Raw genomic sequence first — 25,760 nt, forward strand, 5'->3', positions numbered from 1 at the left:
GTTGAAAGGGTTTTTCTTTACCCAAAATTGAAACAGTATGTACGTAGATTTTGAAAAATTACCGGACCATAGTAGAGTATGGGTTTATCAGGCTGAACGCAGCTTAAATCCGGAAGAAATAGAGATCATTTCCTCCCGTCTTAAAAAATTCTGTGAAGGTTGGAATACACACGGCAACATGATGCCCACCTCATTTTCCGTTCTTGATGATCAGATCTTGATTTTGGCGGTGGATGAAAGCGGCTTGGGCGCCAGCGGATGCTCCATTGACAGCTCTGTCCGGGTTTTGACTGAACTGGAACGATTGCTCCAAATCAACCTAACCGACCGGGGAAAAGTAAGCTTCAAGGCCAAGGAAGGATTTATCCGGGTGACTCCGGCATTGGGGATAAAATCCCAAGTTCAGGCAGGAGAAATTTCTCCAGAAACTCTGGTCATCAACCCACAAATCCAAACCAAAGCCGACATTCAGGAGCTTTGGGTTTCTGCCGGAAAAAGTTGGTTGAACAAATATTTTCCAAATTAATTAGTAATATTCAGAATAGTTCAGAAACACCGCTTCAAATGAAAAACCATTTTTTGCAGTTCAGTATTTTCCTACTGATCATCTTGGGGTCCTGTAAGAGCCTTCAGGAGAAAGGCACCAACCAGTTTCTGTCAGGTGAATACCAATATGCAATTGGTACTTTTTCACAAATCCTCTCTGAGGATCCGGAAAATCAGGAAGCCAACCGGATCATGGCAGAGTCCTACCGGCTTTCCAATCGGATAGAAAACGCTGCTCCCTATTACCAAAAACTTATAGAGGAGGAACCGAGCTTTGAAAATTATTTCCATTTGGGACAAAGTCTTAAGGCCCAGGAAAAGACTGATGAGGCTAAGGATGCTTTTGAAAAAGCAAAAGAATTTACCCAAGATGAAGAATTATCTGCCAGAGCGCAGCGTGAAATAGAGAGTATTCGGCTTGCAGAAGGGATAGAGAATTACTTGCCCAACCATGTGCTTTCCAACTATACCGAGTTGAATACAGCTGGAGCGGAATATGCTCCGGTATTGAGTGAAAACTTTCTTTATTTCACCTCCGGCCGTCAAGCCTCCGGGATCTACCCTGCAACGGGAACTCCCTATACTAAACTGTTCCGAACTAGAGCTGAAGGTTTACGTGTCGATGTGGGAAGTGTACAGGCTTTGCCCGAATTCCGTAATGAAGAAGGACTCAACCAAGCAGCCATTGCGATCAGCCCCGACGGCAACACCATCATCTATGCCCGTGGCAATTCCACCTCTCCCAAGGACCTCCCGGAAGTAGCCTTGTTTGCCTCCTACTTCAGAGGAGCAGGATTTACTCAGCCGATTTGGATGCCAGTCAACGAAGATGAAACTTGGTATAACACCTCCCCTGCTTTCAGCCCGGATGGAAGCGAATTGTATTTCGCGTCCAACAGACCCGGAGGTTACGGAGGCTTGGATTTGTACAAAGCCACCAAACTGGCAAATGGTGATTTCGGAAATGCAGTAAACCTTGGCCCTACCATCAATACACCGGGAAATGAATTTTTCCCGAGAATAGCCCCTGACGGAAAATTCTTCTTTTCCTCAGACGGGCATCCGGGCTATGGGAAACTGGATTTATTCGTGGCTGAAAAAGACGAGTCCGGGAAACAAATCATCAAGAACTTGGGAGAGAATTTCAATTCCAAAAATGACGATTTCGGGATTTTCTTTTCAGAATATCCAAAAAGCGGATTTATTTCTTCCAATCGGGAAGGAGGAAAAGGAGACGATGATATTTACTTTTTTGAGGACAAAACCCCTAAACCAAAAATTGTCAATGTACTCCTGAATGTCACGACCAAGCAACGGGTAGCAGGAGAGCCAGATGCCATTCTCGAACAGGCAAGAGTGGTTCTTTACGACGGGAACAACAAGCAAATCGGAGGTGATTTCTCCAATAGAAACGGACGGGTTCGATTTACTTTGGAGCCGGAAGCGGATTTTACCATTATCACCTCCAAAAACGGTTATTTCTCCAAATCTGTACCTTATTCCACCAAGGGAAAAACTCCTGACCCAAGCACATTGATCCAAGATGTGACCAACATTACTCTGGATACTACCATTGTGCTGGACCAATTGATTCTGGAAAAATCCATCATTCTGGAAAACATCTATTACGATCTAGATAAGGCCGAAATCCGGCCAGATGCTGCTTTGGAACTTGACAAATTGGTTCAAATCCTAAAAGATAATCCGAGCATTCGAATCGAATTAAGTTCGCATACAGATTCCAGATCATCGGATGCCTACAATTTGGATCTTTCCCAAAGAAGAGCACAATCTGCTGTGGACTATATCGTGTCGCAAGGGATCTCGGCTGATAGACTGGTTGCCAAAGGCTATGGGGAATCCCAGTTGATCATCGAGGATGCTAAGACCGAGGAAGAACACCAGGTCAACAGACGTACGGAGTTTAAGGTGATCGAAATAAAAAATTAAAGGATTAAACAAGCCGAAACACAAAAAGCCGAAATCAGGAATACTTTCTTCTGATTTCGGCTTTTTGTTTATGGCGCTCCCATAATGCCCGGGCCAGATCCAGGGCGATCTGATCGGGTTCGGATTTGTAAAGAATTGTTTTCAGCTTTTCCTCTCCCAGGTCGATACGATAGCAAATCTGGAGGAGACGCTCAAAGTCACGGTTAAGCAATTCACCAATTGCGTTGGCGATGAACCTAATTGCTTTTTCCTCATCAAAATGTTCCTCCAAAGCAGGCAATTCGATTTCCTGCTTGAGCAACTCAAAGGCTGCAGCTTTTATTTCAGATTGATCTTCCCCCATACTTTGGATACGAAAAAAGCCCGATTAACGGGCTTTGATATTTTTAGGCTTCTGATTTTTCCTCCTCAGAATCTACCAAGGCATCAGGAGCCTGAACTCGGATGATTTTATACCAAGAGATCAATTTCTTGATATCTGAGACATACACTCTTGATTCATCCACATCAGGCAAAACATGCTTCATGAAGGCTCTCAGTTCACTGTCATCCGGATTTTCATCCAAACCCAAGTCTCCTTTGAATTCGGCTTCGATTTTTTTCATGACCGAGTCCAAAGGCTCAGCACCTTCTTCAGTCGTTGTATAGATGGAAATATCGCTCAAAATGCTTACCCGCTGGGACATCCCCGCTACCATTTTGGCTTTTTTCTCATCCATGCTTTCCAGAATCACACCGGTTCTGGAAGGCTTCAATACTTTGTATAATCCGGGCTTGCCGGCTACTGTAGCAATTTCTTTAAAATTCATGGGTTATAATTTTCAGCTTGCAAATATAGAACTTGACATCAAATGATTTCTCCGGACTCGTACTCTTTGACCAATTCCTCAATAAACTTTACCAGCTCGTCTTTCCCATACCCTGTCTCCGAACTGGTCACAAAATATTCCGGAGCTTCCTCAAATACCTCTTCCATCTTCTTCAGAAATTTTTTCACATTCTGATCAGTCTTGGTCTTGGATTGCTTGTCCGCCTTAGTAAACACCAATACCACAGGAACACCTTCTGTTCCACACCACACCAAAAATTCAATGTCAATTTTTTGAGGCTCCAGCCTACTGTCAATCAGGACAAATACTCCACAGAGATTTTCCCTTTTGGTCAAATAGGTACTGATCATAGACTCCCATCCCTGCTTTACCTTCAGATTGACTTTGGCAAAACCATAGCCTGGCAAATCCACCAGATACCATCTGTCATCAATCATAAAATGGTTGATCAACTGGGTTTTACCGGGTTTCTGGGAAGTTTTAGCCAACTCTTTTTTTCCTGTCAGGGCATTGATGAGGGAACTTTTCCCCACATTGGACCTGCCGATGAAAGCAACCTCCGCCCGGTCAGGATTGGGGCATTTGGATGGATTGGTGTTGGATATTACAAATTGGGCTTTCTGAATCATGAGTTTGTATTTCCCTGCAAAAATAAGGTATTATTATTTAGCATTTGGAACCCCTCAAAAGTCAACAATTTTCGCATACTCGGGTTTCTTCTGTAATATTGCGCCGAATTAGAAAGTTTTGTGATGTCCGTCCTTCCCTACAAAGATAAAGAAGACCCTAAAAAAGCTCAGGTAGCTGAGATGTTCAACAACATCAGTCCCAAGTATGACCTACTCAACCACGTACTGAGTCTTGGAATTGATATCATTTGGAGAAAGAAAGCAATTAAAATGCTCCGAAAAGATCAGCCCAAACTGATTTTGGACATTGCCACCGGTACAGGGGACTTTGCGATTGAGGCTTTGGCGCTGAATCCGGACAAAATCATCGGGGTGGATATTTCTGAAGGGATGCTGGAAGAGGGCCGCAAAAAAATGAAAAAACGCGGACTGGAGGACAAGATTGAAATGCAATTGGGGGACTCAGAAGGTTTGTTGTTTGAAGACAATAAATTCGATGCGGTAATCGTTTCTTTTGGTGTCAGAAATTTTGAAAATCTGGAAAAAGGACTGGCGGATATGTACCGGGTTTTAAAGCCCGGGGGCAAAACAGTGATTCTTGAATTCAGTAAGCCGCGTTCTTTTCCAATGAAGCAAGCTTATGCGTTTTATTCCAATACCATTTTGCCCCAAATTGGAAAAATTGTATCCAAAGACAATTCTGCTTATACTTATCTTCCTGAATCAGTTCAGGCCTTCCCGGATGGAGAGGATTTTCTGGCCGTATTGAAAAAGGTAGGATTTCACAGCACCGTATGCAAGCCACTCACTTTTGGTATCAGCTCAATTTATGTAGGGGTAAAGTAACATTTACCCTTATCGGACTTTTCATGGCCATTTCTCTGCAGCAAAGTACTGCCCAGGGAATGTTCGGCATGACCAGCTCTTCAGGTTCGGATGATCAGTTGATTTCCTACGGTTTCTTTTTGGCAGGACACAACAGTGCCTACCGAATTGAATACAATGACCTGTTTCTTGATCCAAATGCAGGGATTTCTCCCAATATTCGAGCTGTCTTTCCAAGATATTCTCCCGGTTTCTCCTTGGGTTTTTTGGGAATGTACCGAGTACATGACCAGGTGCAGCTTTTGCTCACCCCAAAGGTGGGATTTTATGAATACAAAACAGAGGTTCATTATTTCCCAGAAGATCCGGGAAGTGTCAACGTTCCCGGCGGTGATGAGGAATTGATACCGGGAGAGATCAACACCCTGATGTCCGAAGCCACCATTGTGGAAATCCCCCTTCTTTTCAAGTACCGATCCCAGCGCTTCAACAATACCCGCATGTATTTTCTTGGAGGTGCCAGCTATCAGTTTCGGACTAAAACCCAAGATGAAGCCAATCTGGAACCATTGGTTACCACTGGACAAGATTATGCCATTGAATTGGGAATGGGCTTCGAGCTTTATTTCAAGTATTTCAAATTTGCCCCAGAAATCCGGTTTTCCCATGGATTGAACAACCTTTACCAGCGGGAAAACACCATACCGGAACTTCAAGACGTGATTTCCTCTGTCAAGAGAAAAACCATCACTGTTTACCTCAACTTCCAGTAAATGGAATTGGAGGGAACATTTATCCCGAAAATCCATCGATTGAACCATAGCTTCCAGTTATGGTTTTTGTTTTTTCAGTTTTACCCTAACTTGGAATCATGGAACGAAAAATAGCATTGATCACCGGGGCTACCTCCGGGATTGGAAAGGCCTGCGCCTTGATTTTGGCAAAAAACGGGTACAACATCATCGCCACGGGAAGGAGAGCTGATCGACTGAAGGACTTGAAAAATGAAATGCCCGAAGGAACGGAAGTACTGCCTTTGGTCTTCGATGTCAGAGAAAAGGAAGAAGTGTTCAAATTTCTGGAAAACCTACCCGAAAAATGGGAAAACATTGACGTATTGATCAATAATGCCGGTAATGCACATGGAATGGACCCCATTCAAACGGGAAGTATAGACGACTGGGATGCCATGATGGACATCAATGTCAAAGGCTTGCTTTACGTCTCCAAGGCAATCATCCCGGGAATGTGTGAAAGAAAAAGCGGTACTATCATCAATATCGGATCCATCGCTGGAAAAGAAGTATACCCCAATGGCAATGTGTATTGCGGTTCCAAGCATGCAGTTGATGCTATTACCAAAGGAATGCGGATAGACCTGAATCCCTTTGGAATTAAAGTAATCGGCATTCATCCGGGAATGGTGGAAACTGAATTTTCCCTGGTAAGATTTAAAGGAGATGAAACCCGCGCTGAAAAAGTTTATCAGGGATTTGAGCCCCTTCTGGCCCAGGATATCGCCGAGATCGTGGAGTTTTGCGTAAACCGGCCTCCACATGTTGTTTTGGCGGACATAGTAGTCCTTCCAACCGCCCAAGCTTCCGCAACAGTAGTCAACAAAAGCAGCTAAGCATTGAAAAATCATCCCTTTCTTTTTCTTGCTCTCCTTCTTGCATGCAGCACTCCCAAAAGTGATCAAGCTGAGTTTTCCGCCCAACAAAGAGCTAACGCTGCGCCCCAGAACATGGAAGAAGAAAAACCCCGATTGGAAAAACTTCTCATAGAACAGGGATTGGTCAATCTGAAAGAGGTGATTCCGGGGATCAAAGTTGAGCTGAAATATTCCACTACAGACAATTTCTTTGAGCAGGATGTCTATGGGGACTTGACGGTTGCTTATCTACAGCCAGTGGTTGCAGAGCAACTGAAAACTGCCCAAGCGCTATTGAAACAGGAAAACCCTGATTACACCTTGTTGGTTTATGATGGGGTGCGTCCCCTTTCGGTACAGCAGATTCTCTGGGACAATCTGGATAAACCCGACAGCGTCAAGCCCCTGTATGTAGCAGACCCCAAAGTGGGGAGTCTTCATAATTATGGGGTTGCTGTGGACCTGACCATATTCAACACCAAAGCCGACAGCACCCTGGATATGGGTACAGGCTATGATTTCTTTGGCTATGCTGCTTATCCCGAACGGGAGGAGCAGATGCTGGCAGAAGGAATACTAAATCCTGAACAGCTGGCAAACAGGAAATTATTAAGAAAGGTCATGAATGAAGCCGGATTTACGGGGATCGGTTCGGAGTGGTGGCACTTCAATGCCTATTCCAGAAAAGAAGCCGGGGAAAAATTCAAAATCGTCAACTGACAAATACCCTAAAATGACACTTTCCAAAAGAGGGATTAGTAGAGATGAAGACTAATTGACCAAGGGAAAAAACTTAATGAGCCCTTAATTCTCCCCAGTATACGGTAAACTCTTCCGCTTCTACTCCACTTTCGGGCTTTTTCATCCAATGGATTTTCCCGTCTATTAACTGAAAGCTTTCGTAGTACATTTCCGGAAGTTCAAGCGGGAATACTTGACCTGATTTATCCAATAAAACCGTTTTTCTCTTAGTCTCTTCGAGTAATTGAGCAAACTGTTCCTTAGTGGCCTGTTTTTCTTTATAAAGCTGATAAATGGTTTTATCAACAGGTTGGGTGCTAAAGCTTATCATGAATCCATCTTCAATCTGAACCAAAGCCTGAATCCTAGCAGGAAAGGGCTCATTGGCTTGGTCTGTAACCTGGGCCATAGAAATAGCTCCCGGCTCCCAACCTTCATTTTCTTCAAACCCAGGCAAATCTATCCGCTGACTAGATTCCAAGTTAGGCTGTCCTTCATTCCAGAAATAAGTATAGAGAACCGGTTCATTTTGAAAAATTAGGTATAGCTTATTTTCTGATTCATCCACCGAAAATCTAGGACGAAAATCCTCAAAAGGATAAACCTTTCCGCTCAGAAACTTGGATCCCTCCGGAAAGGGGAGAATCAATTGATGTTCCCCTGTTTTAAGGTTTGTCAGAACGAGATTCTTTCGATTCTGAAGATAGTCTGTAGAATATTCCCGTTCTGCCTCCAGTTTGTCCAAGGAGTAAAGAAGGTGTTTTTCTCCTTGAATTGTTACTATCTGATTTTCCTGAAACAAATTAAAAGCGCCTCCAAAACTCCACTGATTTGCCACTGGGGGAGCACTATTTAACAGTTCGCCATCTTTTTCAAAAACCCGCAATCCTGACATCATATCCAGTACCACAATTTCTCCCTCATCTGTTAAAATCAGGTTTTTACTAGCCATTGAAAAAGCCCCAGGCACATCACCAGTCTTTGTCCATTGGTTGATCAGTTTACCTCCATCTCTTTCAAACACATATACGGTTGAGGCGGCTGCATCTTTAAAAACCAAATGTTCCTCATCCCCATCTTGATAAATAAAAGTAGAGGCTATGATGTCATGGACTACGGTTGAGTCTTGGGCTTCTAAGAAATAGCCCTTCTGTGAATCTTGAGAGTCAGAAGATTCATTTTGGGGATTTGTGCAACTAATGCCTAAAAGTAGGAAGGGAATAATCCAAAGAAATTTCATCTATTTATTATTTTTAAACTTCTAGTATACTAATACCTGTTTAATTACAATCTAGTAAAGGAATTAAAATAAAATTCCCTCCCCATAAAATAGCTACCTTTGAAATTAATTATGAAAAAGAAAGCATTTACAGTAGTATATGAGGACAACCATCTCTTGGTGGTCAACAAAGCCTCGGGGATTTTAGTCCAGGGAGACAAGACTGGGGACAAAACCTTAATCGATTACTGCAAGGAATACATCGCCCAAAAATACAATAAGCCGGGAGCCGTTTTTCTTCATCCCATCCATAGATTGGATCGTCCGGTAAGTGGATTGGTGGCTTTTGCCCGGACTTCCAAAGGGCTGGAGCGAATGATGGAATTGTTCCGCAAAAGAGACATTCATAAAATATACTGGGCTATTGTCAAAAAAAGGCCCAAAGAGGAGCAGGGAAAGCTGACCCATTGGCTGACCAAAGACGAAAACAGGAATGTAGTGACGGCTCACGAGCGGGAAGTTCCCGGTTCTCAGAAAGCCGAACTGAATTATAAAACCCTTGGAAAATTAAACGACCACTGGTTGATTGAAGTCCGACCCATATCAGGACGCCCTCATCAGATCCGGGTACAACTGGCCTCTATGGGCTGCCCTATCCGAGGAGACGTCAAGTACGGATTCCCCAAAGCCAATCCGGACGCCAGCATCAACCTCCACGCCTTCCAATTGGTTTTTGTCCACCCCATCAAAAAGGAGAAACTCTATCTGAGAGCAGCATTGCCGGAGGAGGAGTTTTGGGAGCAGTTCTTGGTTTTTGAAAATGTAAAAGCCAAAGATCAGCATCTGGACAATTCATTCTCAGGCTAAAATCGATTTGCCAAACTTCAATAAACTTGGTCAAGTTGGTAGGCTTTCTTACATTTTAATCATGAAAAATCTCCTCATTCTTTTTTTCGCTGCTTTGATTCTGGCTTCCTGCTCCAGTTCACCCCAGCCAAAAACCATTTACATTGTTCGTCATGCTGAGAAAATGCTGGTTGAGGATAAGGACCCTGAACTGGCACAGGTTGGCTATGTGCGAGCCAAAAAACTTGCCCAGATTCTTGAAGATGAGGAGATCAAGCATATTTTCAGTACGGATTATAAAAGAACCCGCCAAACTGCCCAGCCTACTGCTGAAGCTGCTGGAATCGAAATTCAATCTTACGATCCCACGAATCAGGAGGGATTTGCCAAACAACTTCAAAGCCTGGAAGGAAACATCCTGGTTGTCGGTCATAGCAATACAGTCAGTAAGCTGGCAAATTATTTTGTGGAAGAGGGAGAAAAATTTGCAGATCTGGAGGATGTGGAATATGATTTTATCTATGAAGTGAAGATTGATAAAAGCGGATCGACAGTCACTAGAAAGCTGTATAAGGAGTATTAAATAACAGCTTCTGAAACAACTTTCTTTGCCAATTTCGGTTGGTAGGGAAAAAGTTATAGATTCTGGAAGTAATCAAATCCAAATCTTCAACTCTACATTTTTCAAAGCCTTTTAGTATATTTTTAAATCAATGAACCGAATAGAAAATATAGGGCAATTAGCTGACAGCAAGAAAACTTGGGACATTGCTGTAATTGGAGGCGGTTCCTCGGGACTGGGGGTAGCTTTGGATGCCATTTCCAGGGGACTTTCCGTAATACTTTTGGAAAAGGCCGATTTTGCAAAAGGGACTTCCAGCCGAAGTACAAAATTAGTTCACGGAGGGGTGCGTTATTTGGCACAAGGTGATATCGGATTGGTATTGGAAGCCTTGAAGGAGCGAGGAAAACTCCTTCAAAATGCTCCACACCTCACCCACAATCAAGCGTTTATCATTCCCGTTTTTTCCTGGTCAGACCGAATTCTATACAATTCGGGCCTGAAGATCTATGATTGGATGGCAGGAAATCTGAGACTTGGAAAAAGCCGCTTTATTTCCAGGGAGGAGACAATTCTCCGCCTACCCACGGTAAAGCAAGAGGGGCTGAAAGGAGGCATAGTATATTACGACGGACAGTTTGACGATGCCCGCCTGGCTTTGGCCATCGCCCAGACGGCAGATGAGGCCGGGGCATGTATTCTCAATTATTGCCCAGTCAAAGGGTTGATCAAAGATCCAAACGGGAAAATCATCGGGCTAAAAACCAAAGATGAACTCAGCGGAAAAAGGTATACCATCAAAGCGAAAATGGTGGTTAACGCTACAGGTGTTTTTGCAGACAAAATCCTAAAAATGGACAACCCCTTAGCTGAGAAAATGATTCAGCCCAGCCAGGGAATCCATCTGGTTTTGGACTTGGAATTTTTAGGAGGGAATGATGCCATCATGATTCCAAAAACCAAAGATGGAAGGGTGCTTTTTGCAGTTCCTTGGCATGGAAAACTCGTCCTTGGAACCACCGATACCCTTCGGGAAAAAGCGAAGTTGGAACCGGATCCTTTGCAAAGGGAAATAGATTTCATTTTGGAAACAGCAGGGACCTATCTGGCCAAAGCGCCCAGCAGGGCAGATGTCAAGGCGGTGTTTGCAGGCTTGCGTCCATTGGCAAGACCAAAGGAAGGGAGCACCAAGACGAAGGAGATTTCCCGCTCCCATCAGGTGTTGATTTCTGAAAGTGGGCTTGCTACACTTATTGGAGGCAAGTGGACCACCTTTCGAAAAATGGGAGAGGATACAGTCAATCATTTTACAGAAATCACCGGAGAAAGAATTTCCCCAAGCAAATCTTTTGAATTGAAACTTCACGGCTACACCAAGCACATCCCGGAAGGACATTGGGCGGTATACGGTGCCGAGGCAGCAGCGATTCAGCAGCTTGTCAAAACTGATCCTACATTGGAGGAAAAAATCCACCCTGATTTCCCAAACATCCTGGCTGAGGTCGTTTGGTCCGTAAAAAATGAGATGGCCGTCAAAGTTGAGGATGTTCTTTCAAGAAGAATTCGTATGTTGATTTTAGATGCACAGGCAGCCCTTGATTCAGCAGAAAAAGTGGCCCGGTTGATGGCCAAGGAACTGAATAAAGACGAGGCTTGGGTAGCCAAAGAATTGGATGATTTCCAGAAAGTGGCTGTGAAATACCTGTTGAAAACATAGACCAATAGATACAATTTGAAAATAAACCCATTCCTATTTGCCTCTGGAGGCAAATAAAAACCTAAAAAATGACCCAAAACAAACCCTATCTCATGGCTTTGGACCAAGGAACCACCAGTTCCCGAGCCATAATTTTTGACAAGAAGGGACAAATCGTTTCCCTAGCCCAGAAAGAGTTCAAACAGTATTTTCCCCAACAGGGATGGGTTGAGCATGACCCTGAAGAAATCTGGACCTCCCAGTCTTCGGTCATGATCGAGTCCATCGTCAACAAAGGAATAGGGGTAGACGAAATTGCCGGAATCGGTATTACCAACCAGCGTGAAACCACCATTGTGTGGAACAGAAAAACCGGAAAAGCCATCTACAATGCCATCGTTTGGCAGGATAGACGTACAGCTTCCTATTGCAATCAACTTAAGGAGGAAGGACATGCCGAGGCTGTGGTCTCTAAGACCGGACTGATCATTGACGCTTATTTTTCGGCAACCAAAATCCGTTGGATCCTAGATCATGTGGAGGGAGCACGTCAACAGGCAGAAGCTGGAGAACTCGCCTTTGGCACAGTAGATTCCTGGTTGGTATGGAAACTCACCAAAGGAGCACATCACCTGACTGACATCACCAATGCCAGTAGAACCATGCTTTTCAATATTCACAGCCAGGAATGGGATCAGGAACTCCTAAACTTGTTCGGAATCCCCAAAAGCATGCTTCCTGAAGTAAAATCCTGTTCTGAAATATATTGTGAAACTGCCGGGGATGTACTCAAAAACAAAATCCCAATTGCAGGTATAGCAGGAGATCAGCAGGCCGCCCTTTTCGGGCAGCTTTGTACAGAACCCGGCATGGCAAAAACCACCTATGGAACAGGCTGCTTTCTGGTGATGAATACAGGAAAGGATGCTGTTCGGTCCAAAAACCAGCTACTAACCACTGTGGCATGGAAGATCGGAAATGAAATCAATTATGCCCTGGAAGGATCTGTGTTTATAGGAGGGGCAGCCATTCAATGGCTCAGAGATGGATTGGAACTCTTTGACCAAGCTAAAGAGTCTGAGGCTCTTGCCATGAGTTTGAATGATAACGATGGGGTTTATTTTGTGCCAGCATTGGCAGGTTTAGGAGCTCCCCACTGGGATCAAAATGCCCGGGGTGCAATCTTCGGAATTACTAGAGGCACCACTAAAGCCCATTTTACAAGAGCAGCCTTGGAATCAATCGCCTATCAGGTTTACGATGTGATCAAGGCCATGGAAAAAGATTCCGGTAAACAGACCAAAGAACTCCGGGTTGACGGGGGAGCTACAGCAAATAATTTCCTGATGCAATTCCAGGCCGATTTGTTAGAATGTGAAATCAAACGGCCAAAAATCATCGAAACCACTGCCATCGGAGCCGCATTTTTGGCTGGCTTGGCTCTGGGTTTCTGGGAAAGCCAGGAAGAAATCCAAAAGCTTTGGAAAGCTGACCAGAGCTTCCAGCCCACTATGCCGGAAGACAAGCGAAAAAAACTGCTTCACTTTTGGCAAAAAGCAGTAGAAAGAACAAAAAATTGGGAAGAATAACATGAATCCATACATAGCAGAAATTATCGGTACCGCTATTTTACTCCTATTAGGATCAGGAGTAGTAGCAAATGTGGTCTTACCCCAAACCAAAGGAAATGGTTCCGGTTGGTTGGTCATTACCACGGCTTGGGCATTGGCAGTATTTATGGGAGTAGTGGTGGCTGGTCCATACAGCGGTGCTCACCTCAATCCTGCCGTTACCATTGGTTTGGGCCTGGCAGGCAAATTTGACTGGGCCATGGCTCCGGGCTATATAGGAGCCCAGGTATTGGGCGCTGGAATCGGTGCTTTTTTGGCTTGGTTGATGCATATCGACCATTTCAAAGCCACACAGGATCCCGGAGAGTTGGCTGCTCCTTTTGGTACCAGTCCAGCGATCCGAAATCTGAAAAACAATTTCATCTCGGAGATAATAGGGACTTTCATGCTGATTTTTGTAATCCTCTACATCACCGGTGCAAAACTGGAAGACAGCACCCAAACCCCAATAGGAATGGGGTCTATAGGAGCGCTTCCAGTGGCCTTTTTGGTCTGGGTAATCGGGATGTCTTTGGGAGGCACCACAGGCTATGCCATCAATCCTGCAAGGGATTTGGGACCTAGGATAGTCCACCAACTCCTACCCATGAAGGGCAAAGGAAGTTCTGATTGGGGATATGCTTGGGTGCCTATATTTGGACCCTTGGTCGGAGCGGCCTTGGCGGCTTTCCTCTATCTCTTGGTAGGAGCTTAAGCATAAAACCTGTAAAAGGTTTTTATTCCGAATAGTTTTAACCCACAAGAATCTACTCCGTACAAAAGAGTAAGAATTAGGGTTTCATACTTTACAAAGTGGAATAGCCTCCTCTTTTTCTTTGGCAAGGAAAACGAGGGGATTTTTCTATTTTGGCGAATGTTTTGGTTTCCTAATTTTGAAATCCAAAAACTCCCAACCATTCATTTTACCCCATGAAAACCTATTATTGGATCTTACTTTTTTTCCTCTTTACCAATGCTGCTTTTTCCCAGACAGCGACCATTAAAGGGGTAATAAAAGATGCAGAAACGGGTGAAACACTTCCTTTCTGCAATGTCTTTGTCAATAACACGACTATTTCCACCGTCACGGACATGGAAGGAAATTACACCTTGACCAATTTACAACCTGGACCGGTAGAACTTGGCTTTTCCTTTATGGGATATGTCGCTGAAACCAAAAATGTGACTTTAAATCCTGGGGGAACTCTTACAGTAAACCTCAATATGAAACCCCTGGAGACTGAGCTTTCGGATGTGGAAATCAAGGCAAAAAGAGACAAAAACTGGGAAAGAGATCTTCGGAAATTTCAAAACCTCTTTCTTGGAAATGATGCCATAGCGGCCCAAACCGAGATTCAAAACCCCTGGTTTATTGATTTTCCCGAAAGTGAGGAAAACAATACTTTCAAAGCTTCCGCACAGCTTCCCATCGAAATCGTCAATAACTATCTGGGCTACAAGATCACCTTTGACCTAAAAGAATTTTTTGACTCCCCTACCAATCACCGAATTGCAGGAGCGGCACGATTTGAAGAAATCAAAGCCGAAACCGAAAGCCAACGCGAAATCTGGGAACAGCACCGAGCTGAAGTTTATCTCAAATCCCCGATGAACATGTTTCGGGCCATGCTCAAAGGAGAGCATGAAAAAGAAGGGTTTTACCTTTACGGCGACAAAGCCGGAGGTTCTGAAAGCATGAACATCCGTTCCGACATTTTTGCCAATGAACTTGGTAAATCCGTCATCCCCTACAAGCCCGACCAACTGGTCACTCCGGCCGGAAAACCCGGAGAATACCTTATCAATATGAAGGGGAGAATTGAAATCCATTATGAAAAAGGATACACACAGGTGAATACCTATGTGGACGCACCTTACCCGATTTCCTGGCTGGAAGTCAATGGAGGCAAAGTTCGCGTGCGGGAAAACGGAATGGTGTTGAATCCACAGGACTTGGTTTTTGCGGGAGATATGGACCGGAAAAGGATTTCCTCTTTGCTTCCGCTGGATTATAATGCCGAAAAGGCCATTCAACTTCAAAACCTGGAGCGAACAGCAGCCAATTTTCAGGAAAAAATCTTCGTACACACTGACAAACCCTTTTATTTTTCCGGGGATGAAGTCTTTTTTAAAGCTTATCTGAAGTATGGAAATCCCTTCCTAAGAGATGAACTCAGCAAAGTCCTTCATGTGGAGTTGATCAATCAAAACCGGGATTTTATTATCGAAAAGAAATTCCCAATTCGTGATGGAATCGCAGTGGGCGATTTTTACCTGCCTGATAGTCTGAGCGAAGAGAAATATTTCCTCCGGGCCTATACCAACTGGAACCGAAATTATGGACCCAACCATTTTTTCATCAAGTCATTGTCGGTACTTTCCCCCTACAAGCGAATTGAGGAAGGGAATCCCCAAAATGCCGCAACTCCATCCAATGTATCCTTGAAAACCGACCGTTCGGCCTATGGGAAAAGAGAAAAGGTCACTTTATCCATCGCCACACTAACTAGTACAAATAAACCCATTCAGGCCCGGCTTTCAGTTTCAGTACTGGACCAAACTCAAATCCCTGTACTACCTCAATCCCCAAGTATTCAACAAAGTCTTCAGCTGGAGGATATCCCTTCAAGTTTGGGATTGGATCGTTTTTCCTATCCGATTGAAAAATCTCTGGTACAAAGGGGAATGATCTACGATGACAAGGGCAAAGGAACCAGTGGCCAAGTCACCGTATTCATCAATGATTTCCAAGGAATGGTGGAGCTTGAAGCGGATCGAAACGGAGAGTTTTCTATGGAAGAAATGGAGTTTTACGGCCCCATGAAGCTGGCCATTCAGGCCAGTGACAGAAAGCAAAAACCGGTTTCAAAAATAGAATTGGTCGAACCTTTGAAAGCCCCTGTTGCTCTCCCTACGGATGTTTCTTTCCCAAAAACCAAATCTGTGACTGAACCCATTCGCCCAATTGATGAGGAAAATGAAGAGTTAGCAACAATTGTCGTAGAAGACGAAAAAATAGATCAACCCAGAGCGATCTATGGAAATCCGGATTATGTGGTTTCTGGAAATAAAATCCTTGCAACAGGAAATTCTGTTGACCTAGTCAACAGTCTGGCAGGGAATGTCCCCGGTATGCGGGTGACCTTGGAAGGGGCAAGTGGCCGACAACAAATTCGACTGAGAGGAGGAGCTATCTCCGTTTCGGGTTCAATGGAGCCCATAGTAATGGTCGATGGTGCAATACTGGCAAGTACTGGAAGTACCACCGCCGCGGACAATCTTCGGTCCGTCAACCCAAACAATATTGACCGGGTGGAAATAGTTTCCCGAACCGTCTCCATGCTTGGGGACCAAGGAAGAAACGGGGTAATCGCCGTGTACCTAAAAGAAGGGGAAGGCCAATCAGCAACAAGCGCTCTCGGAAAAGCAAGCGGATTTACCCAATTCACCATAGAAGGATACGGAGCTAGCCAGAATTTTTACCAATTGGACTATGCGCAAGAAAAAGATCTTGAATCAGACTTGCGCCAAACATTGTATTGGAATCCTTATCTAGTAACCGATGAATCAGGAAAAGTAAGCATCTCCTTCTATACCAATGATCAGGCAGGGCCAATGACTGTAGAAATCCGCGGACTGGGAATAGACGGAGAAATTATTTCAGGTACATTCACCATCAATTCAAATTAAGGGCCTGTAGCCGGCATATTTCATTAATTTTGAGCATGAGGAGAATCATTTTAAGCAGTCTTCTTTTTATCCTGAGCCTCTCGGCCTATTCCCAAACGAGTATTGGGATTCGGGCGGGATACAGCAGTGCTTCCTATTCCTACCGTCCGGCGGCTAACTTAAGGGCAGTTTCCGTGAGTGGCATATCGGCTCCAACCTATGCTTTTGTATTCGAGCATTTCAATTCAAAAAATGCAGGGATTGAACTCAACATTCAAAGCATTACACTGGGCTTTGCTCAGAAAAATGAAGACAGCGACCCGGTATTGGAAAACATCACCGAACTGAACTATTTGAAAGTCCCTTTATTGGCAAGTTTCTTCGCTGGTAGGTCAGGGAGATTTCAGGTAAAAATGGGCCCGCATTTGGGCTACTTATTGAGTGCTACCGATGTTCAGAGAGAATTCACCAATCCCACCAAACCAGAACTTCCCACCTATGGAGGAGAAGAAGACCGTCCCAAAAAACTGATGTATGGACTTACTGCCGGTGCGGGCATTTCCAAACTTTTTGGGAAAAGCACACTGGCAGGAGAGGTTCGCTTTTCATACGATTTTACCAATCCCGAAGGACAAGACCGGGTATTTGACATTAGCTCCACCAATCTGGAATTTTCTTTAGCTTATCTTTTCCAAATTCGGGAGCGCAGGTGATCGAATTCTTTTCCTGAATTTTTTCACTTCACTTGTCATATATTTTTACCCTTTTCCGATTAATCAATGTAAATGAAGCGGAATGAGCTGGAACATATCCTCAAAGAGTACCATCGGGATGCCTACCTGTGGGCGAGACAATGCTGCGGCTTTGATGAGGATCTTGCAAAGGATGTATTACAGATCTGTTATCTAAAAATCCTAGAAGGAAAAGCAAGGCTCCAAGAAATTGAAAAATCAAAAAGCTGGCTCTTTTCCGTCATCCGTTTTACTGCAATTGATGAGTTGAGAAAAAACAATAAAAATCAGCCTCTGCTCGAAGAATTTGACCGACAGGAAACCTACGAGGAGCTTGATTCTACAGATTATCAAGAAATCATCAGCCAGCTTCCCATAAGGCAACGAGAGGTGATTCTGATGGTGTTTTACCATCAAATGACCTTGGAGCAATGTGCAAATATCCTGGAGGTCAGTATAGGAACCGCACGTACCCACTACGACCGCGGGAAAAAGAAACTGAGAGAACTGATTCTAAAAAACCAGACCCTTGAGCAAAATGGAAAATGATGAATTGATACGGGACTTTTTTTCTGAAATGAAAAAGCAAGATCGGCACCTGGAGATTCCAGAATTTCCGGAGGAAAAAGCCAAAGCCAAGTCCTTCAATTGGTGGATCCCGATCGGTATTGCGGCAAGTTTAGTCTTTGGTTTCTTGATTCTTGGAAAAAATGAACCACAAGTCGAGCCAGTCCCTGAGGTTCTCATCATCACCTTGGAGCAGATCAACGGCCAAGAGCTTCAATTTCATATTGAAGAGACTACCGAAATGGATATCTGGGAATCTCCAACGGCCTCTTTACTCACAGAATTTTAAAGCCAACTATATAGCCATTAAATAGTATGAAAAAGACACTTCTTCTTTTATTCACCTTGATTGCGGGCATTTCGCAGGCTCAAGATATCCTGAAAGCCAATTTCTATTCCGTGGATAGAATCATGGAAATGCGTGAACAGCTAAAACTTACAGATAATCAGGCAACTAACATCAAAAAAATCCATGCGGAAAATGCAGGTCAATTTTCCGAACTCAAACGGGATTTAGATCAAGAAACACGAAAGCTTCGAGACCTTTTGGAAGGGGAGAAAATCAACCAGTCAGCTGTGAGCAGGCAACTTGACGCTGTCCTTAATCTAGAAAACCAATTAAAAAGGCACCAGCTAAACACCCTCGTTGCAATCAAAAACCAACTTACAGAGGAACAGAAAGAAATTCTCAATAAGCCAACCATGATCCGAATTAAAGGTTCAGCCTCCACAGAACCAGTTACGATCGTGGACGGAGTTCCTTTGGCCTCCTCTGTTTCTGGGACAGCTGGCAGTTCTCCCAAAGTAGCCGTAAGTGTCAATGGCAACGGAGAGCAGCCACTCTACTTTATAGAAACCAAAACTGGCCTGAAAAAAGTAAACTCCTTTAGTAACATCAATCCAAAGGATATAAATAGTATGTCAGTTCTCAAAGGGGAAGAGGCTTTGAAAAAATATGGTGTGGAAGGCAAAAATGGAGTGGTCATCATTACCCTAAAACAAACCCCAGAAAACTAAATCTTCATATTGGTTAAGTTTAAACGAAAAAAAGAAGGCTGATTCGGCCTTCTTTTTTTCGTTCTATATGTACGTCTGGGAAAATATGAACCCATCAGCCCTTTCTATTTCTAAACTCCCTTATAGTCTTCCAGGAATAATAAAATACCAACCAGAAAACCCCTAAAATAAATGCAAGCTGAATTCCAACAAAAAGCAGATAACCAATAGTTTTTAAATATTCCATACAAAGGTTTTTAATTTTTAGAAACCTAGTATTAAATGCTTAATTTTCAAATCTTGAGAGAATTTAATCTAAAAACTTCCAACTGGCTTTGTGATTTTTTCCAAGTGGCTGTCCAGTAACCTTTGCTCTAAGAATTTCAATTGGCATATTATTTTGCTGCATGACCATGTCATGAAACTCCTTTTCGCCCATTTTACCTGAATCCACCATTTCATTTCTCAAAGAATAAATCTCCAAGGCTCCGATCATATAAGCAATCTGGTATAGAGGACCGTAACTTCCCTCAAAGGAACGCCGGACTTCCGCTTCAGCATTGGCATATTCATGGCCCACTTTATCCACCAAGAGGTCAATGCATTGCTGTGGGGTCATGTTGCCCAGGTGATAGTTGAGAGAGAAAATGATACGCGCACAACGGTGCATTCTCCAAAACAGCATGCCTACTTTATCCTTGGGATCTCTCGGGAAATCCCTATCCCAAAGCACAAATTCCCAATACAGCGCCCACCCTTCAGTCCAAAAAGGCGTACGGAACATTCTGCGGTGAGGCATGTAACGCTGGCTCATAAACTGCTGCAAATGATGTCCCGGAATCAACTCATGCTGAACCGTTGCCCGTGAAAAATGAGGGTTATTTCCCCTCATGGACATCATCTTATCCTCATGGCTCATTTCAGAAGTAGGATAGGAAATCTGGATCACTTCCCCACCCAGGAAGAAAGGGCTCACCCGCTGTCTTTCCGCGGAAATCATGGTTGTTCTCCAGGTTTCCTTGGCCATGGCAGGAACTGTGATCAAATCATTTTCTTCCATATAGGCAGTGGCTTCCTCCGCTAATCGAATTACTTCCGCCGGCCACTCCCCTGCGGGCAAATAGGTTTCTTTTACCATCTCCAGAGCTCCCTTCCAATCATTTCCAAAACCAAGTTCATTGGAAGCCTTCAGCATTTCCTTCTCACACCAGGCAAACTGCTTTTCAGCCTCTGCAATCAATTCTTCGGGAGAATAGGCGATCATCTCAAAGGCCAGCTGTTTTTCCAAGGCTTCCCTACCTATTGGTCTTCCGATGATTCCACTACCGTCATCTTTCACTGAATTGGTATAATGATCCCGCAAAGTCTTGGCATAAGCCTTCATGCTAGCGTCCAATCTTTTCCAAGGCTCAGGCATCCACCAAGTGAATTCAGGATGATAATCAAAATAATATCCATACGCCTCAGCAGTCACCCTATTTAGAGACTCCACCGCCCTAGCAGCCAAATCAGCCTTTTGCCAACTATTGTATTTAGGTAAGCCGGAAAGCTTGGCTAGCTGGGCATCCACTTGAATAGCTACCTGATTCCAGTCATGGGCCAATTTTTGTGCATCCGGAGTTACAGCCCTTCTTCTTCCTTTCACAAACTCCTCAAGAGGACCTCCAAATGCCAAAACGGCCTTCACTTCCTCGAAGGCCTTCTTGTCCAATTCCAATTCAGCCTGTTCCTTTTCGAGATAATTGCGGAAAAGCACATAGTCTATTTTACCGTCCTCGGAGAGAGAACTGTAATCCCTCTTTTGAAGGGCATCCAAGTATTCCTGATTGAAACTTTCCATTCTGGAGAAATACTCATCCGAAAGACGATTGGTATAAAGTCTTCCCAAAGCACCCCGATCAGCCTGATAGGTTTGGATCATATCCACCAGTTCGGTAGCCCAGGAAAATCCCAAGTTTAAACACAGAAAAAGGGTTATATAAAGTCTTTTCATACAGGTTATTTGGTTAAAATTATTTTTCTCAAAAGGATATTTTGGAAGAAAAGGCGTTCGAGTAACTTACCACCACTCCTTTGAGAAAGTAACTAGTTAAAAAAAATTTGGCATTTCCCTCTATCCATTTATCCCATTTCTGGATCTAAAAGGTGAAAAGTACTTTTTGACTGAGTTTCAACTTACTATAAATCAAATGATTGAAAAAAAAATACAGAGTATGCCAATCGATTTGGTTTATCATTAACTTGTTCAAAGTTCACTCTACAGTAAATCCATACATTTTCTACAGTGAACCTCAATTAAAACCACCCCTATGAAGAAATTATTCCTTGGTCTTCTGATCGCATTTGTTGTAGTACTAGCCGTACTATTGTTCAATACCTTAAGGCTCAGTTCCAAGCAAGTCGATCCCGAACCCATCGAAAAAGTGGCCATTTCGGATGAAGTGTTCCAAAACTTATCCAAAGCCATCCAATTCAAAACCATTTCCTTCAGCGAGGATGCAATCCCAGATTCAGCGGAGTTTTTTGGTTTCCACCGTTTTCTGGAGGAGACATTTCCCCTCACTCATGCCAACCTAAGTCTAGAAAAAATCAATACGTATAGCCTTCTTTACAAATGGAAAGGATCCGATGAATCCCTAAAGCCGATTATCCTCATGTCCCATCAGGATGTGGTTCCGGTTGATCAGCCTACCTTGAATCAATGGGAAGCCGGACCTTTTGAGGGGAAAATAACGGATACTCATATCATAGGCCGGGGAACTATGGATGATAAAAGCACCCTGATAGGCGTGATGGAGGCAGTAGAAAAATTGCTTTCTGAAAATTACCAACCTACTCGCACCATTTACATTGCCTCAGGGCACGATGAGGAAGTAGGCGGTCCAAAGGGAGCTGCAAAAATTGCCGAACACCTCAAGGCTCAAGGGGTTCATGCAGCCATGACCATGGATGAAGGCGGATATATTGCCGAAAACATGGTCCCTGGTGTAGATGCCCCTGTAGCTATGGTGAATTTGGGAGAAAAAGGGTTTGCCTCTTTTCGGCTGATTGTAGAAACCAACGGGGGGCATAGCTCAGCTCCTCCTCGGGAAAATACAATCGGCATCCTAGCTCAGGCGATTGTAGACTTAGAAAACAACCAATTGCCCTATAAGTTGATTCCTCCGATTGATTCCCAACTGGAATACATAGGTCCAGAACTCCCTTTTTTAACCCGAATGGCCTTTGCTAATCCTTGGCTATTTAAAAAGCAACTCCTGACAGGTTTGAATGCCCATACCACCACAGCTCCTACCATCATCAATGGAGGAGTGAAAAATAACGTCATCCCAACAGTTGCCGAAGCCACCATCAATTTTAGAATACTCCCAGGCGAAACCATTGAATCGGTCCAAGCACACATCGAGAGCACCGTTTCCGATAAGGTACGTGTAGAGCCAGTCGGCTTTTTGACTAATCCACCCAAGGTGTCAACTGTAGATTCTGAATCTTACAAAATCCTGGAAAAAACCATTCGCAGCCTATATCCTGGAACTATAGTAGTACCTGGTTTGCTTGGAGGAGCCACGGATTCCCGCTATTTCTATGAAATCTCCGAAGAAGTCTACCGTTTCTACCCCATGTGGATCGACTCAAAATCCATGGAGCGCTTTCATGGAATTGATGAAAAAATAAGCAAAGAAAACTACAAGGAGATTATCCAGTTTAGCTACCATTTGATCAGAAACTTTTAAGCACTCAAACAAAAATAGCTGCTATGCTAAAAAAGATACTTGCAAGCATTGGAATCATTCTTTTTATGGGTATCGCCTTCCTACTTTACACCTTTTGGAGTACAGGTTTTTTTCGGAAAATTGAGCCAAAAAATGAATTTGGAGAGGTTTTTCAAACCATCAATTTACCCGGAGTCGAGGATTTGGCAATTTCGAGGAAAGATAGTTTTTTAATACTATCAGTAGATGACAGAGCCAAGAAAAGAGACGGTGAAGAGGGGATTCATGACCTGTATTGGTTGGATTTGAGCAAAACTCCTTTTCAACCACAACGCATTCCCCTCCCCTCTGATTTGACCCTTTTCCCTCATGGAATTAGCCTATTTGAGCTTGGTCCACACCACTATCAACTCGCCGTAATCAATCATGTAAAGGGAAAACATTCCGTTGAGTTATTTTCAATTCAAGAGGGAGCGGTTCAGCATGAACGTACTCTTCGGGACCCCTTGTTGATTTCCCCAAATGACTTGGTCTTGGTGGGAAAAGATCAATTCTACTATTCCAATGATCATGGCAATACTTCCAGGCTGGGAATATTTGCGGAAAATTACCTTGGAGTAGCTGTAGCCAATGTGGGGTATTTTGACGGAGAAAATTTCAGAATCGTTGCTGAAGGAATGGGCTACCCCAATGGACTTCAGTATGACTCTGACAAGGATCTTTTATTTGTTGCAAGTTCCAGAAAATTTCTGATCCGGGTTTTTGACATAAACTCAAATGGAGATTTGAGTCAAATTGAGGATATCGACGCTGGGACTGGCGTGGACAATATTGAACTGGATGAAGCTGGGAACCTTTGGATTGGGTCACATCCTGATTTAATGACATTTTCAGCCTATGCGGCAGGAAAGAAAGAATTGGCTCCCTCTGAAATTATCAAGGTAACTTATCAACAAGGAGAAAGAAGTCCAATCGAAAAGGTTTGGATTGATTCCGGAGAGACTATGTCAGCCTCCTCGGTGGCTGTACTTTTCGGGGACTTCCTTTTTTTGGGAAATGTGATGGACCAAAAAATGCTGGTACTGAAAAAATCTAGCCCCTAAATTCCCTTGGGGTCTTTCCCGTAACCCTTCGGAAACTCCGGTTGAAATAGGATAGGTTTTCAAAACCCACCCGGAAAGCAATCTCTGCAATTCCCAAATCAGTTTCCTCCAAAAGCTTCTGTGCTTCACTGATCCGGAGCTGATTGATGTATTGGGTAAAGGTCTTCCTGGTCCTGAGCTTAAAAAACCTGCAAAAAGCTTCTTTGCTCATATTGGCCGTTGCTGCTGCCTCCTCCAAGGAAATGGCTCCAAAACAGTTTTCGAAAATAAACTGCATTACTTGGTTCATCCGGTTTCCATCTTTTTCAGAAAGTTCCGGCAAAACGCCCACCTGATTCAAGGGTTTCATTTCCTTACCTGCATTTTCGATCAGGGACAGAAGCTGAATCCCCAACTGAAATCTCCCCAATCCAGAACTGTCTCCAAAAACCCGGAGAATTTCGCTGATTTTCTCATTGCTCTCCCCGAAAATCTGGAAGCAGGAACTCTTCATTTCCGTAAATTTTTTCAGGCTTTGAAGATCTTCTACCTCCCCTAAAGCATTACCCAAGGCCTGAAAGTCAAAAAAGACAGTATTTCCAGCCGAAATCATATCCGAATTTTCTTCAAAATAGGCTGGATCACTTCGGAAAACATGAGGAGCATTTTCTCCCAAAAAGAAAACATCACCCGGCTGAAACCTTCCCACATAATCCCTACTTAGAAACTGTCCCCTCCCTTCCAAAATCACCGTCAGTTGAAGTTGGGGATGTTGGTGGAGCCTATCGTAAAAATGCCAGCCTCGGTCTTCCTGAAAGCGGACAAATTCCCTCTGAGACTTGGGTATTTGAAAGGAAATGATCTTTGCCATCCAAGAAATTGGTATAGTATTAAATAGAATCTGATTTCAAAATCAATTTAATTATCAATATAGTATTATAAATGATTAACCGGGTGAAAGAAAGAGGAAAGCGAGCATGGTAATTTTGAAATAAAAAAACTATGAACTGGAAAGGCGTATTCCCTGCGGTAACTACCAAATTTCATGCGGACGGCAGTTTGGACATGGATTTATTTTTCAAAAACCTGGATTTTCAACTGGAATCCGGCGTCCATGGAATTATTCTCGGAGGCACATTGGGTGAAAGCTCTGTCCTTTCCCAGGAAGAGAAAATTCAACTGACTGCTGAAACGGTCAACTATGTAAACGGAAAAGTACCTGTTATTCTTAATATCGCTGAAGGTGCCACACAAGATGCACTATTCTGGGCCAAAAAGGCAGAAGAACTGGGGGCTTCTGGCCTGATGATCCTCCCTCCGATGCGCTATGCAGCTGATGCGAGGGAAGTAGTGACCTATTTCAAGACAGTTGCCAGTGCCACCAAGCTTCCGATGATGATCTACAACAACCCGGTGGATTATAAGACTTTGGTGACTATTGACATGTTTGCTGAATTGGCTGAGTGTTCAAATATTCAGGCAATCAAAGAATCGACAAGAGATATCTCCAATGTCACTCGTATGATCAACCGATTTGGGGACAGGTTTCAGATCCTTTGTGGAGTGGATACTTTGGCAATGGAAGAATTACTCATGGGAGCCGTAGGCTGGGTAGCAGGTTTGGTATGTGCATTTCCAAAAGAAACAGTAACTATTTATAACCTTGTCAACGAAGGAAAAATCGAAGAAGCTCGGGAAATCTACCGATGGTTTTTACCTTTATTGGAACTCGATATTCATCCTAAACTAGTTCAGTATATCAAGCTCGCCGAGCAGCACTGTGGAATCGGAAGTGAATATGTACGAGCCCCAAGATTGACCTTGATCGGTGAAGAACGGGAAAGAATCGAACGCATTATCAAAGAAGGAATCAAAAATAGACCTGTTATCTGATTCG

General features: G+C 43.6%; 25 protein-coding genes. 19 read left to right on the top strand and 6 right to left on the bottom strand.

The annotated features are described in order from the left end of the window. The first annotated feature begins 37 nt into the window (after positions 1-37). Both P2G54_RS13315 and P2G54_RS13320 read left to right on the top strand, forming a co-directional pair. On the top strand, positions 38-526 hold the full coding sequence (locus tag P2G54_RS13315; RefSeq protein WP_275871920.1) for a hypothetical protein: 489 nt from the start codon (positions 38-40) through the stop codon (positions 524-526). 38 nt (positions 527-564) lie between these two features. Next, the gene (locus P2G54_RS13320; RefSeq protein WP_275871922.1) at positions 565-2,496 is read left to right on the top strand and encodes an OmpA family protein; all 1,932 of its coding nucleotides are present in this window, start codon (positions 565-567) and stop codon (positions 2,494-2,496) included. A 34-nt stretch (positions 2,497-2,530) separates the two neighbouring features. On the opposite strand, the gene P2G54_RS13325 is transcribed toward P2G54_RS13320, so the two are convergent. From P2G54_RS13325 to yihA, 3 genes are read right to left on the bottom strand one after another with little or no spacing between them, the layout of a single operon-like run. Further along, positions 2,531-2,839 (bottom strand): hypothetical protein, encoded by a 309-nt coding sequence (locus P2G54_RS13325; protein ID WP_275871924.1) that lies wholly within the window; start codon positions 2,837-2,839, stop codon positions 2,531-2,533. 43 nt (positions 2,840-2,882) lie between these two features. Then, positions 2,883-3,305, bottom strand: coding sequence for a DUF5606 domain-containing protein (locus P2G54_RS13330; RefSeq protein ID WP_275871926.1), 423 nt, complete (start codon positions 3,303-3,305; stop codon positions 2,883-2,885). A 38-nt stretch (positions 3,306-3,343) separates the two neighbouring features. Next, positions 3,344-3,955, bottom strand: coding sequence for a ribosome biogenesis GTP-binding protein YihA/YsxC (gene yihA, locus P2G54_RS13335; RefSeq protein WP_275871928.1), 612 nt, complete (start codon positions 3,953-3,955; stop codon positions 3,344-3,346). 123 nt (positions 3,956-4,078) lie between these two features. Between yihA and ubiE the strand changes: the two genes are divergently transcribed. The 4 genes from ubiE to P2G54_RS13355 all read left to right on the top strand — a co-directional run bounded on the left by ubiE (position 4,079) and on the right by P2G54_RS13355 (position 7,151). Further along, entirely contained in the window at positions 4,079-4,801 is a 723-nt protein-coding gene (gene ubiE, locus P2G54_RS13340; protein WP_275871930.1) for a bifunctional demethylmenaquinone methyltransferase/2-methoxy-6-polyprenyl-1,4-benzoquinol methylase UbiE, read from the top strand. Between the two features lie 23 nt (positions 4,802-4,824). Next, positions 4,825-5,553, top strand: a complete 729-nt coding sequence (locus P2G54_RS13345; protein ID WP_275871933.1) for a porin family protein — start codon at positions 4,825-4,827, stop codon at positions 5,551-5,553. 98 nt (positions 5,554-5,651) lie between these two features. Further along, positions 5,652-6,410: an SDR family NAD(P)-dependent oxidoreductase gene (locus tag P2G54_RS13350; protein WP_275871935.1), complete on the top strand. Its 759-nt coding sequence runs from the start codon at positions 5,652-5,654 to the stop codon at positions 6,408-6,410. Positions 6,411-6,524: 114 nt separating this feature from the next. Further along, on the top strand, positions 6,525-7,151 hold the full coding sequence (locus tag P2G54_RS13355; protein ID WP_275872146.1) for a M15 family metallopeptidase: 627 nt from the start codon (positions 6,525-6,527) through the stop codon (positions 7,149-7,151). Positions 7,152-7,224: 73 nt separating this feature from the next. Here the strand turns inward: P2G54_RS13355 and P2G54_RS13360 are convergent, their stop codons facing one another. Further along, positions 7,225-8,412, bottom strand: a complete 1,188-nt coding sequence (locus tag P2G54_RS13360) for a DUF4221 family protein (protein ID WP_275871937.1) — start codon at positions 8,410-8,412, stop codon at positions 7,225-7,227. 111 nt (positions 8,413-8,523) lie between these two features. Here P2G54_RS13360 and P2G54_RS13365 point away from each other — a divergent pair, with 111 nt between their 5' ends. The 10 genes from P2G54_RS13365 to P2G54_RS13410 all read left to right on the top strand — a co-directional run bounded on the left by P2G54_RS13365 (position 8,524) and on the right by P2G54_RS13410 (position 19,089). Beyond that, on the top strand, positions 8,524-9,258 hold the full coding sequence (locus tag P2G54_RS13365; RefSeq protein WP_275871939.1) for an RluA family pseudouridine synthase: 735 nt from the start codon (positions 8,524-8,526) through the stop codon (positions 9,256-9,258). Positions 9,259-9,319: 61 nt separating this feature from the next. Further along, complete coding sequence (locus P2G54_RS13370) at positions 9,320-9,820, top strand: phosphoglycerate mutase family protein (protein ID WP_275871941.1); 501 nt, start codon at positions 9,320-9,322, stop codon at positions 9,818-9,820. A gap of 130 nt (positions 9,821-9,950) precedes the next feature. Next, positions 9,951-11,516, top strand: coding sequence for a glycerol-3-phosphate dehydrogenase/oxidase (locus P2G54_RS13375; protein WP_275871943.1), 1,566 nt, complete (start codon positions 9,951-9,953; stop codon positions 11,514-11,516). Between the two features lie 68 nt (positions 11,517-11,584). Next, positions 11,585-13,084, top strand: a complete 1,500-nt coding sequence (gene glpK / locus P2G54_RS13380) for a glycerol kinase GlpK (RefSeq protein ID WP_275871945.1) — start codon at positions 11,585-11,587, stop codon at positions 13,082-13,084. Between the two features lies 1 nt (position 13,085). Further along, a complete protein-coding gene (locus tag P2G54_RS13385) occupies positions 13,086-13,820 on the top strand; it encodes an MIP/aquaporin family protein (protein ID WP_275871947.1) in 735 nt (244 codons plus the stop codon). Between the two features lie 215 nt (positions 13,821-14,035). Further along, positions 14,036-16,795 carry a TonB-dependent receptor gene (locus P2G54_RS13390; RefSeq protein ID WP_275871949.1) on the top strand — a complete coding sequence of 920 codons (2,760 nt, stop codon included), beginning with the start codon at positions 14,036-14,038 and terminating at the stop codon, positions 16,793-16,795. A gap of 35 nt (positions 16,796-16,830) precedes the next feature. Then, on the top strand, positions 16,831-17,487 hold the full coding sequence (locus tag P2G54_RS13395; RefSeq protein ID WP_275871951.1) for an outer membrane beta-barrel protein: 657 nt from the start codon (positions 16,831-16,833) through the stop codon (positions 17,485-17,487). A gap of 72 nt (positions 17,488-17,559) precedes the next feature. Further along, the gene (locus tag P2G54_RS13400) at positions 17,560-18,054 is read left to right on the top strand and encodes an RNA polymerase sigma factor (protein WP_275871953.1); all 495 of its coding nucleotides are present in this window, start codon (positions 17,560-17,562) and stop codon (positions 18,052-18,054) included. Continuing rightward, positions 18,035-18,361 carry a hypothetical protein gene (locus P2G54_RS13405; RefSeq protein ID WP_275871954.1) on the top strand — a complete coding sequence of 109 codons (327 nt, stop codon included), beginning with the start codon at positions 18,035-18,037 and terminating at the stop codon, positions 18,359-18,361. The genes P2G54_RS13400 and P2G54_RS13405 overlap by 20 nt, the downstream gene beginning before the upstream one ends. A gap of 26 nt (positions 18,362-18,387) precedes the next feature. Beyond that, the gene (locus P2G54_RS13410) at positions 18,388-19,089 is read left to right on the top strand and encodes a Spy/CpxP family protein refolding chaperone (protein WP_275871957.1); all 702 of its coding nucleotides are present in this window, start codon (positions 18,388-18,390) and stop codon (positions 19,087-19,089) included. A 289-nt stretch (positions 19,090-19,378) separates the two neighbouring features. Here P2G54_RS13410 and P2G54_RS13415 read toward each other — a convergent pair whose 3' ends face one another. Further along, positions 19,379-21,061: a DUF885 family protein gene (locus P2G54_RS13415; protein WP_275871959.1), complete on the bottom strand. Its 1,683-nt coding sequence runs from the start codon at positions 21,059-21,061 to the stop codon at positions 19,379-19,381. Positions 21,062-21,377: 316 nt separating this feature from the next. Between P2G54_RS13415 and P2G54_RS13420 the strand changes: the two genes are divergently transcribed. Together P2G54_RS13420 and P2G54_RS13425 are read left to right on the top strand one after the other, a co-directional pair. Then, positions 21,378-22,802, top strand: coding sequence for a M20 family peptidase (locus tag P2G54_RS13420; protein ID WP_275871960.1), 1,425 nt, complete (start codon positions 21,378-21,380; stop codon positions 22,800-22,802). Between the two features lie 23 nt (positions 22,803-22,825). Further along, positions 22,826-23,884: an SMP-30/gluconolactonase/LRE family protein gene (locus tag P2G54_RS13425; protein WP_275871962.1), complete on the top strand. Its 1,059-nt coding sequence runs from the start codon at positions 22,826-22,828 to the stop codon at positions 23,882-23,884. Here P2G54_RS13425 and P2G54_RS13430 read toward each other — a convergent pair. After that, complete coding sequence (locus tag P2G54_RS13430) at positions 23,874-24,734, bottom strand: AraC family transcriptional regulator (protein WP_275871964.1); 861 nt, start codon at positions 24,732-24,734, stop codon at positions 23,874-23,876. The genes P2G54_RS13425 and P2G54_RS13430 overlap by 11 nt on opposite strands. Before the next feature lie 131 nt (positions 24,735-24,865). On the opposite strand from P2G54_RS13430, the gene P2G54_RS13435 reads away from it, so the two are divergent. Beyond that, a complete protein-coding gene (locus P2G54_RS13435; protein WP_275871966.1) occupies positions 24,866-25,756 on the top strand; it encodes a dihydrodipicolinate synthase family protein in 891 nt (296 codons plus the stop codon). Positions 25,757-25,760 lie beyond the last annotated feature (4 nt).

The sequence above is a fragment of the Algoriphagus sp. CAU 1675 genome (assembly GCF_029222925.1).
Lineage (GTDB): Bacteria > Bacteroidota > Bacteroidia > Cytophagales > Cyclobacteriaceae > Algoriphagus.

Bases quoted from the DNA above. Each gene is read 5' to 3' on its own strand.
- yihA (WP_275871928.1), bottom strand. From the start codon at position 3,955: ATGATTCAGAAAGCCCAATTTGTAATATCCAACACCAATCCATCCAAA.
- P2G54_RS13385 (WP_275871947.1), top strand. From the start codon at position 13,086: ATGAATCCATACATAGCAGAAATTATCGGTACCGCTATTTTACTCCTA.
- P2G54_RS13430 (WP_275871964.1), bottom strand. From the start codon at position 24,734: ATGGCAAAGATCATTTCCTTTCAAATACCCAAGTCTCAGAGGGAATTT.
- ubiE (WP_275871930.1), top strand. From the start codon at position 4,079: ATGTCCGTCCTTCCCTACAAAGATAAAGAAGACCCTAAAAAAGCTCAG.
- P2G54_RS13435 (WP_275871966.1), top strand. From the start codon at position 24,866: ATGAACTGGAAAGGCGTATTCCCTGCGGTAACTACCAAATTTCATGCG.
- glpK (WP_275871945.1), top strand. From the start codon at position 11,585: ATGACCCAAAACAAACCCTATCTCATGGCTTTGGACCAAGGAACCACC.
- P2G54_RS13320 (WP_275871922.1), top strand. From the start codon at position 565: ATGAAAAACCATTTTTTGCAGTTCAGTATTTTCCTACTGATCATCTTG.
- P2G54_RS13420 (WP_275871960.1), top strand. From the start codon at position 21,378: ATGAAGAAATTATTCCTTGGTCTTCTGATCGCATTTGTTGTAGTACTA.
- P2G54_RS13415 (WP_275871959.1), bottom strand. From the start codon at position 21,061: ATGAAAAGACTTTATATAACCCTTTTTCTGTGTTTAAACTTGGGATTT.
- P2G54_RS13400 (WP_275871953.1), top strand. From the start codon at position 17,560: ATGAAGCGGAATGAGCTGGAACATATCCTCAAAGAGTACCATCGGGAT.
- P2G54_RS13330 (WP_275871926.1), bottom strand. From the start codon at position 3,305: ATGAATTTTAAAGAAATTGCTACAGTAGCCGGCAAGCCCGGATTATAC.
- P2G54_RS13375 (WP_275871943.1), top strand. From the start codon at position 9,951: ATGAACCGAATAGAAAATATAGGGCAATTAGCTGACAGCAAGAAAACT.
- P2G54_RS13365 (WP_275871939.1), top strand. From the start codon at position 8,524: ATGAAAAAGAAAGCATTTACAGTAGTATATGAGGACAACCATCTCTTG.
- P2G54_RS13355 (WP_275872146.1), top strand. From the start codon at position 6,525: ATGGAAGAAGAAAAACCCCGATTGGAAAAACTTCTCATAGAACAGGGA.
- P2G54_RS13360 (WP_275871937.1), bottom strand. From the start codon at position 8,412: ATGAAATTTCTTTGGATTATTCCCTTCCTACTTTTAGGCATTAGTTGC.
- P2G54_RS13410 (WP_275871957.1), top strand. From the start codon at position 18,388: ATGAAAAAGACACTTCTTCTTTTATTCACCTTGATTGCGGGCATTTCG.
- P2G54_RS13325 (WP_275871924.1), bottom strand. From the start codon at position 2,839: ATGGGGGAAGATCAATCTGAAATAAAAGCTGCAGCCTTTGAGTTGCTC.
- P2G54_RS13350 (WP_275871935.1), top strand. From the start codon at position 5,652: ATGGAACGAAAAATAGCATTGATCACCGGGGCTACCTCCGGGATTGGA.
- P2G54_RS13370 (WP_275871941.1), top strand. From the start codon at position 9,320: ATGAAAAATCTCCTCATTCTTTTTTTCGCTGCTTTGATTCTGGCTTCC.
- P2G54_RS13345 (WP_275871933.1), top strand. From the start codon at position 4,825: ATGGCCATTTCTCTGCAGCAAAGTACTGCCCAGGGAATGTTCGGCATG.
- P2G54_RS13395 (WP_275871951.1), top strand. From the start codon at position 16,831: ATGAGGAGAATCATTTTAAGCAGTCTTCTTTTTATCCTGAGCCTCTCG.
- P2G54_RS13425 (WP_275871962.1), top strand. From the start codon at position 22,826: ATGCTAAAAAAGATACTTGCAAGCATTGGAATCATTCTTTTTATGGGT.
- P2G54_RS13390 (WP_275871949.1), top strand. From the start codon at position 14,036: ATGAAAACCTATTATTGGATCTTACTTTTTTTCCTCTTTACCAATGCT.
- P2G54_RS13315 (WP_275871920.1), top strand. From the start codon at position 38: ATGTACGTAGATTTTGAAAAATTACCGGACCATAGTAGAGTATGGGTT.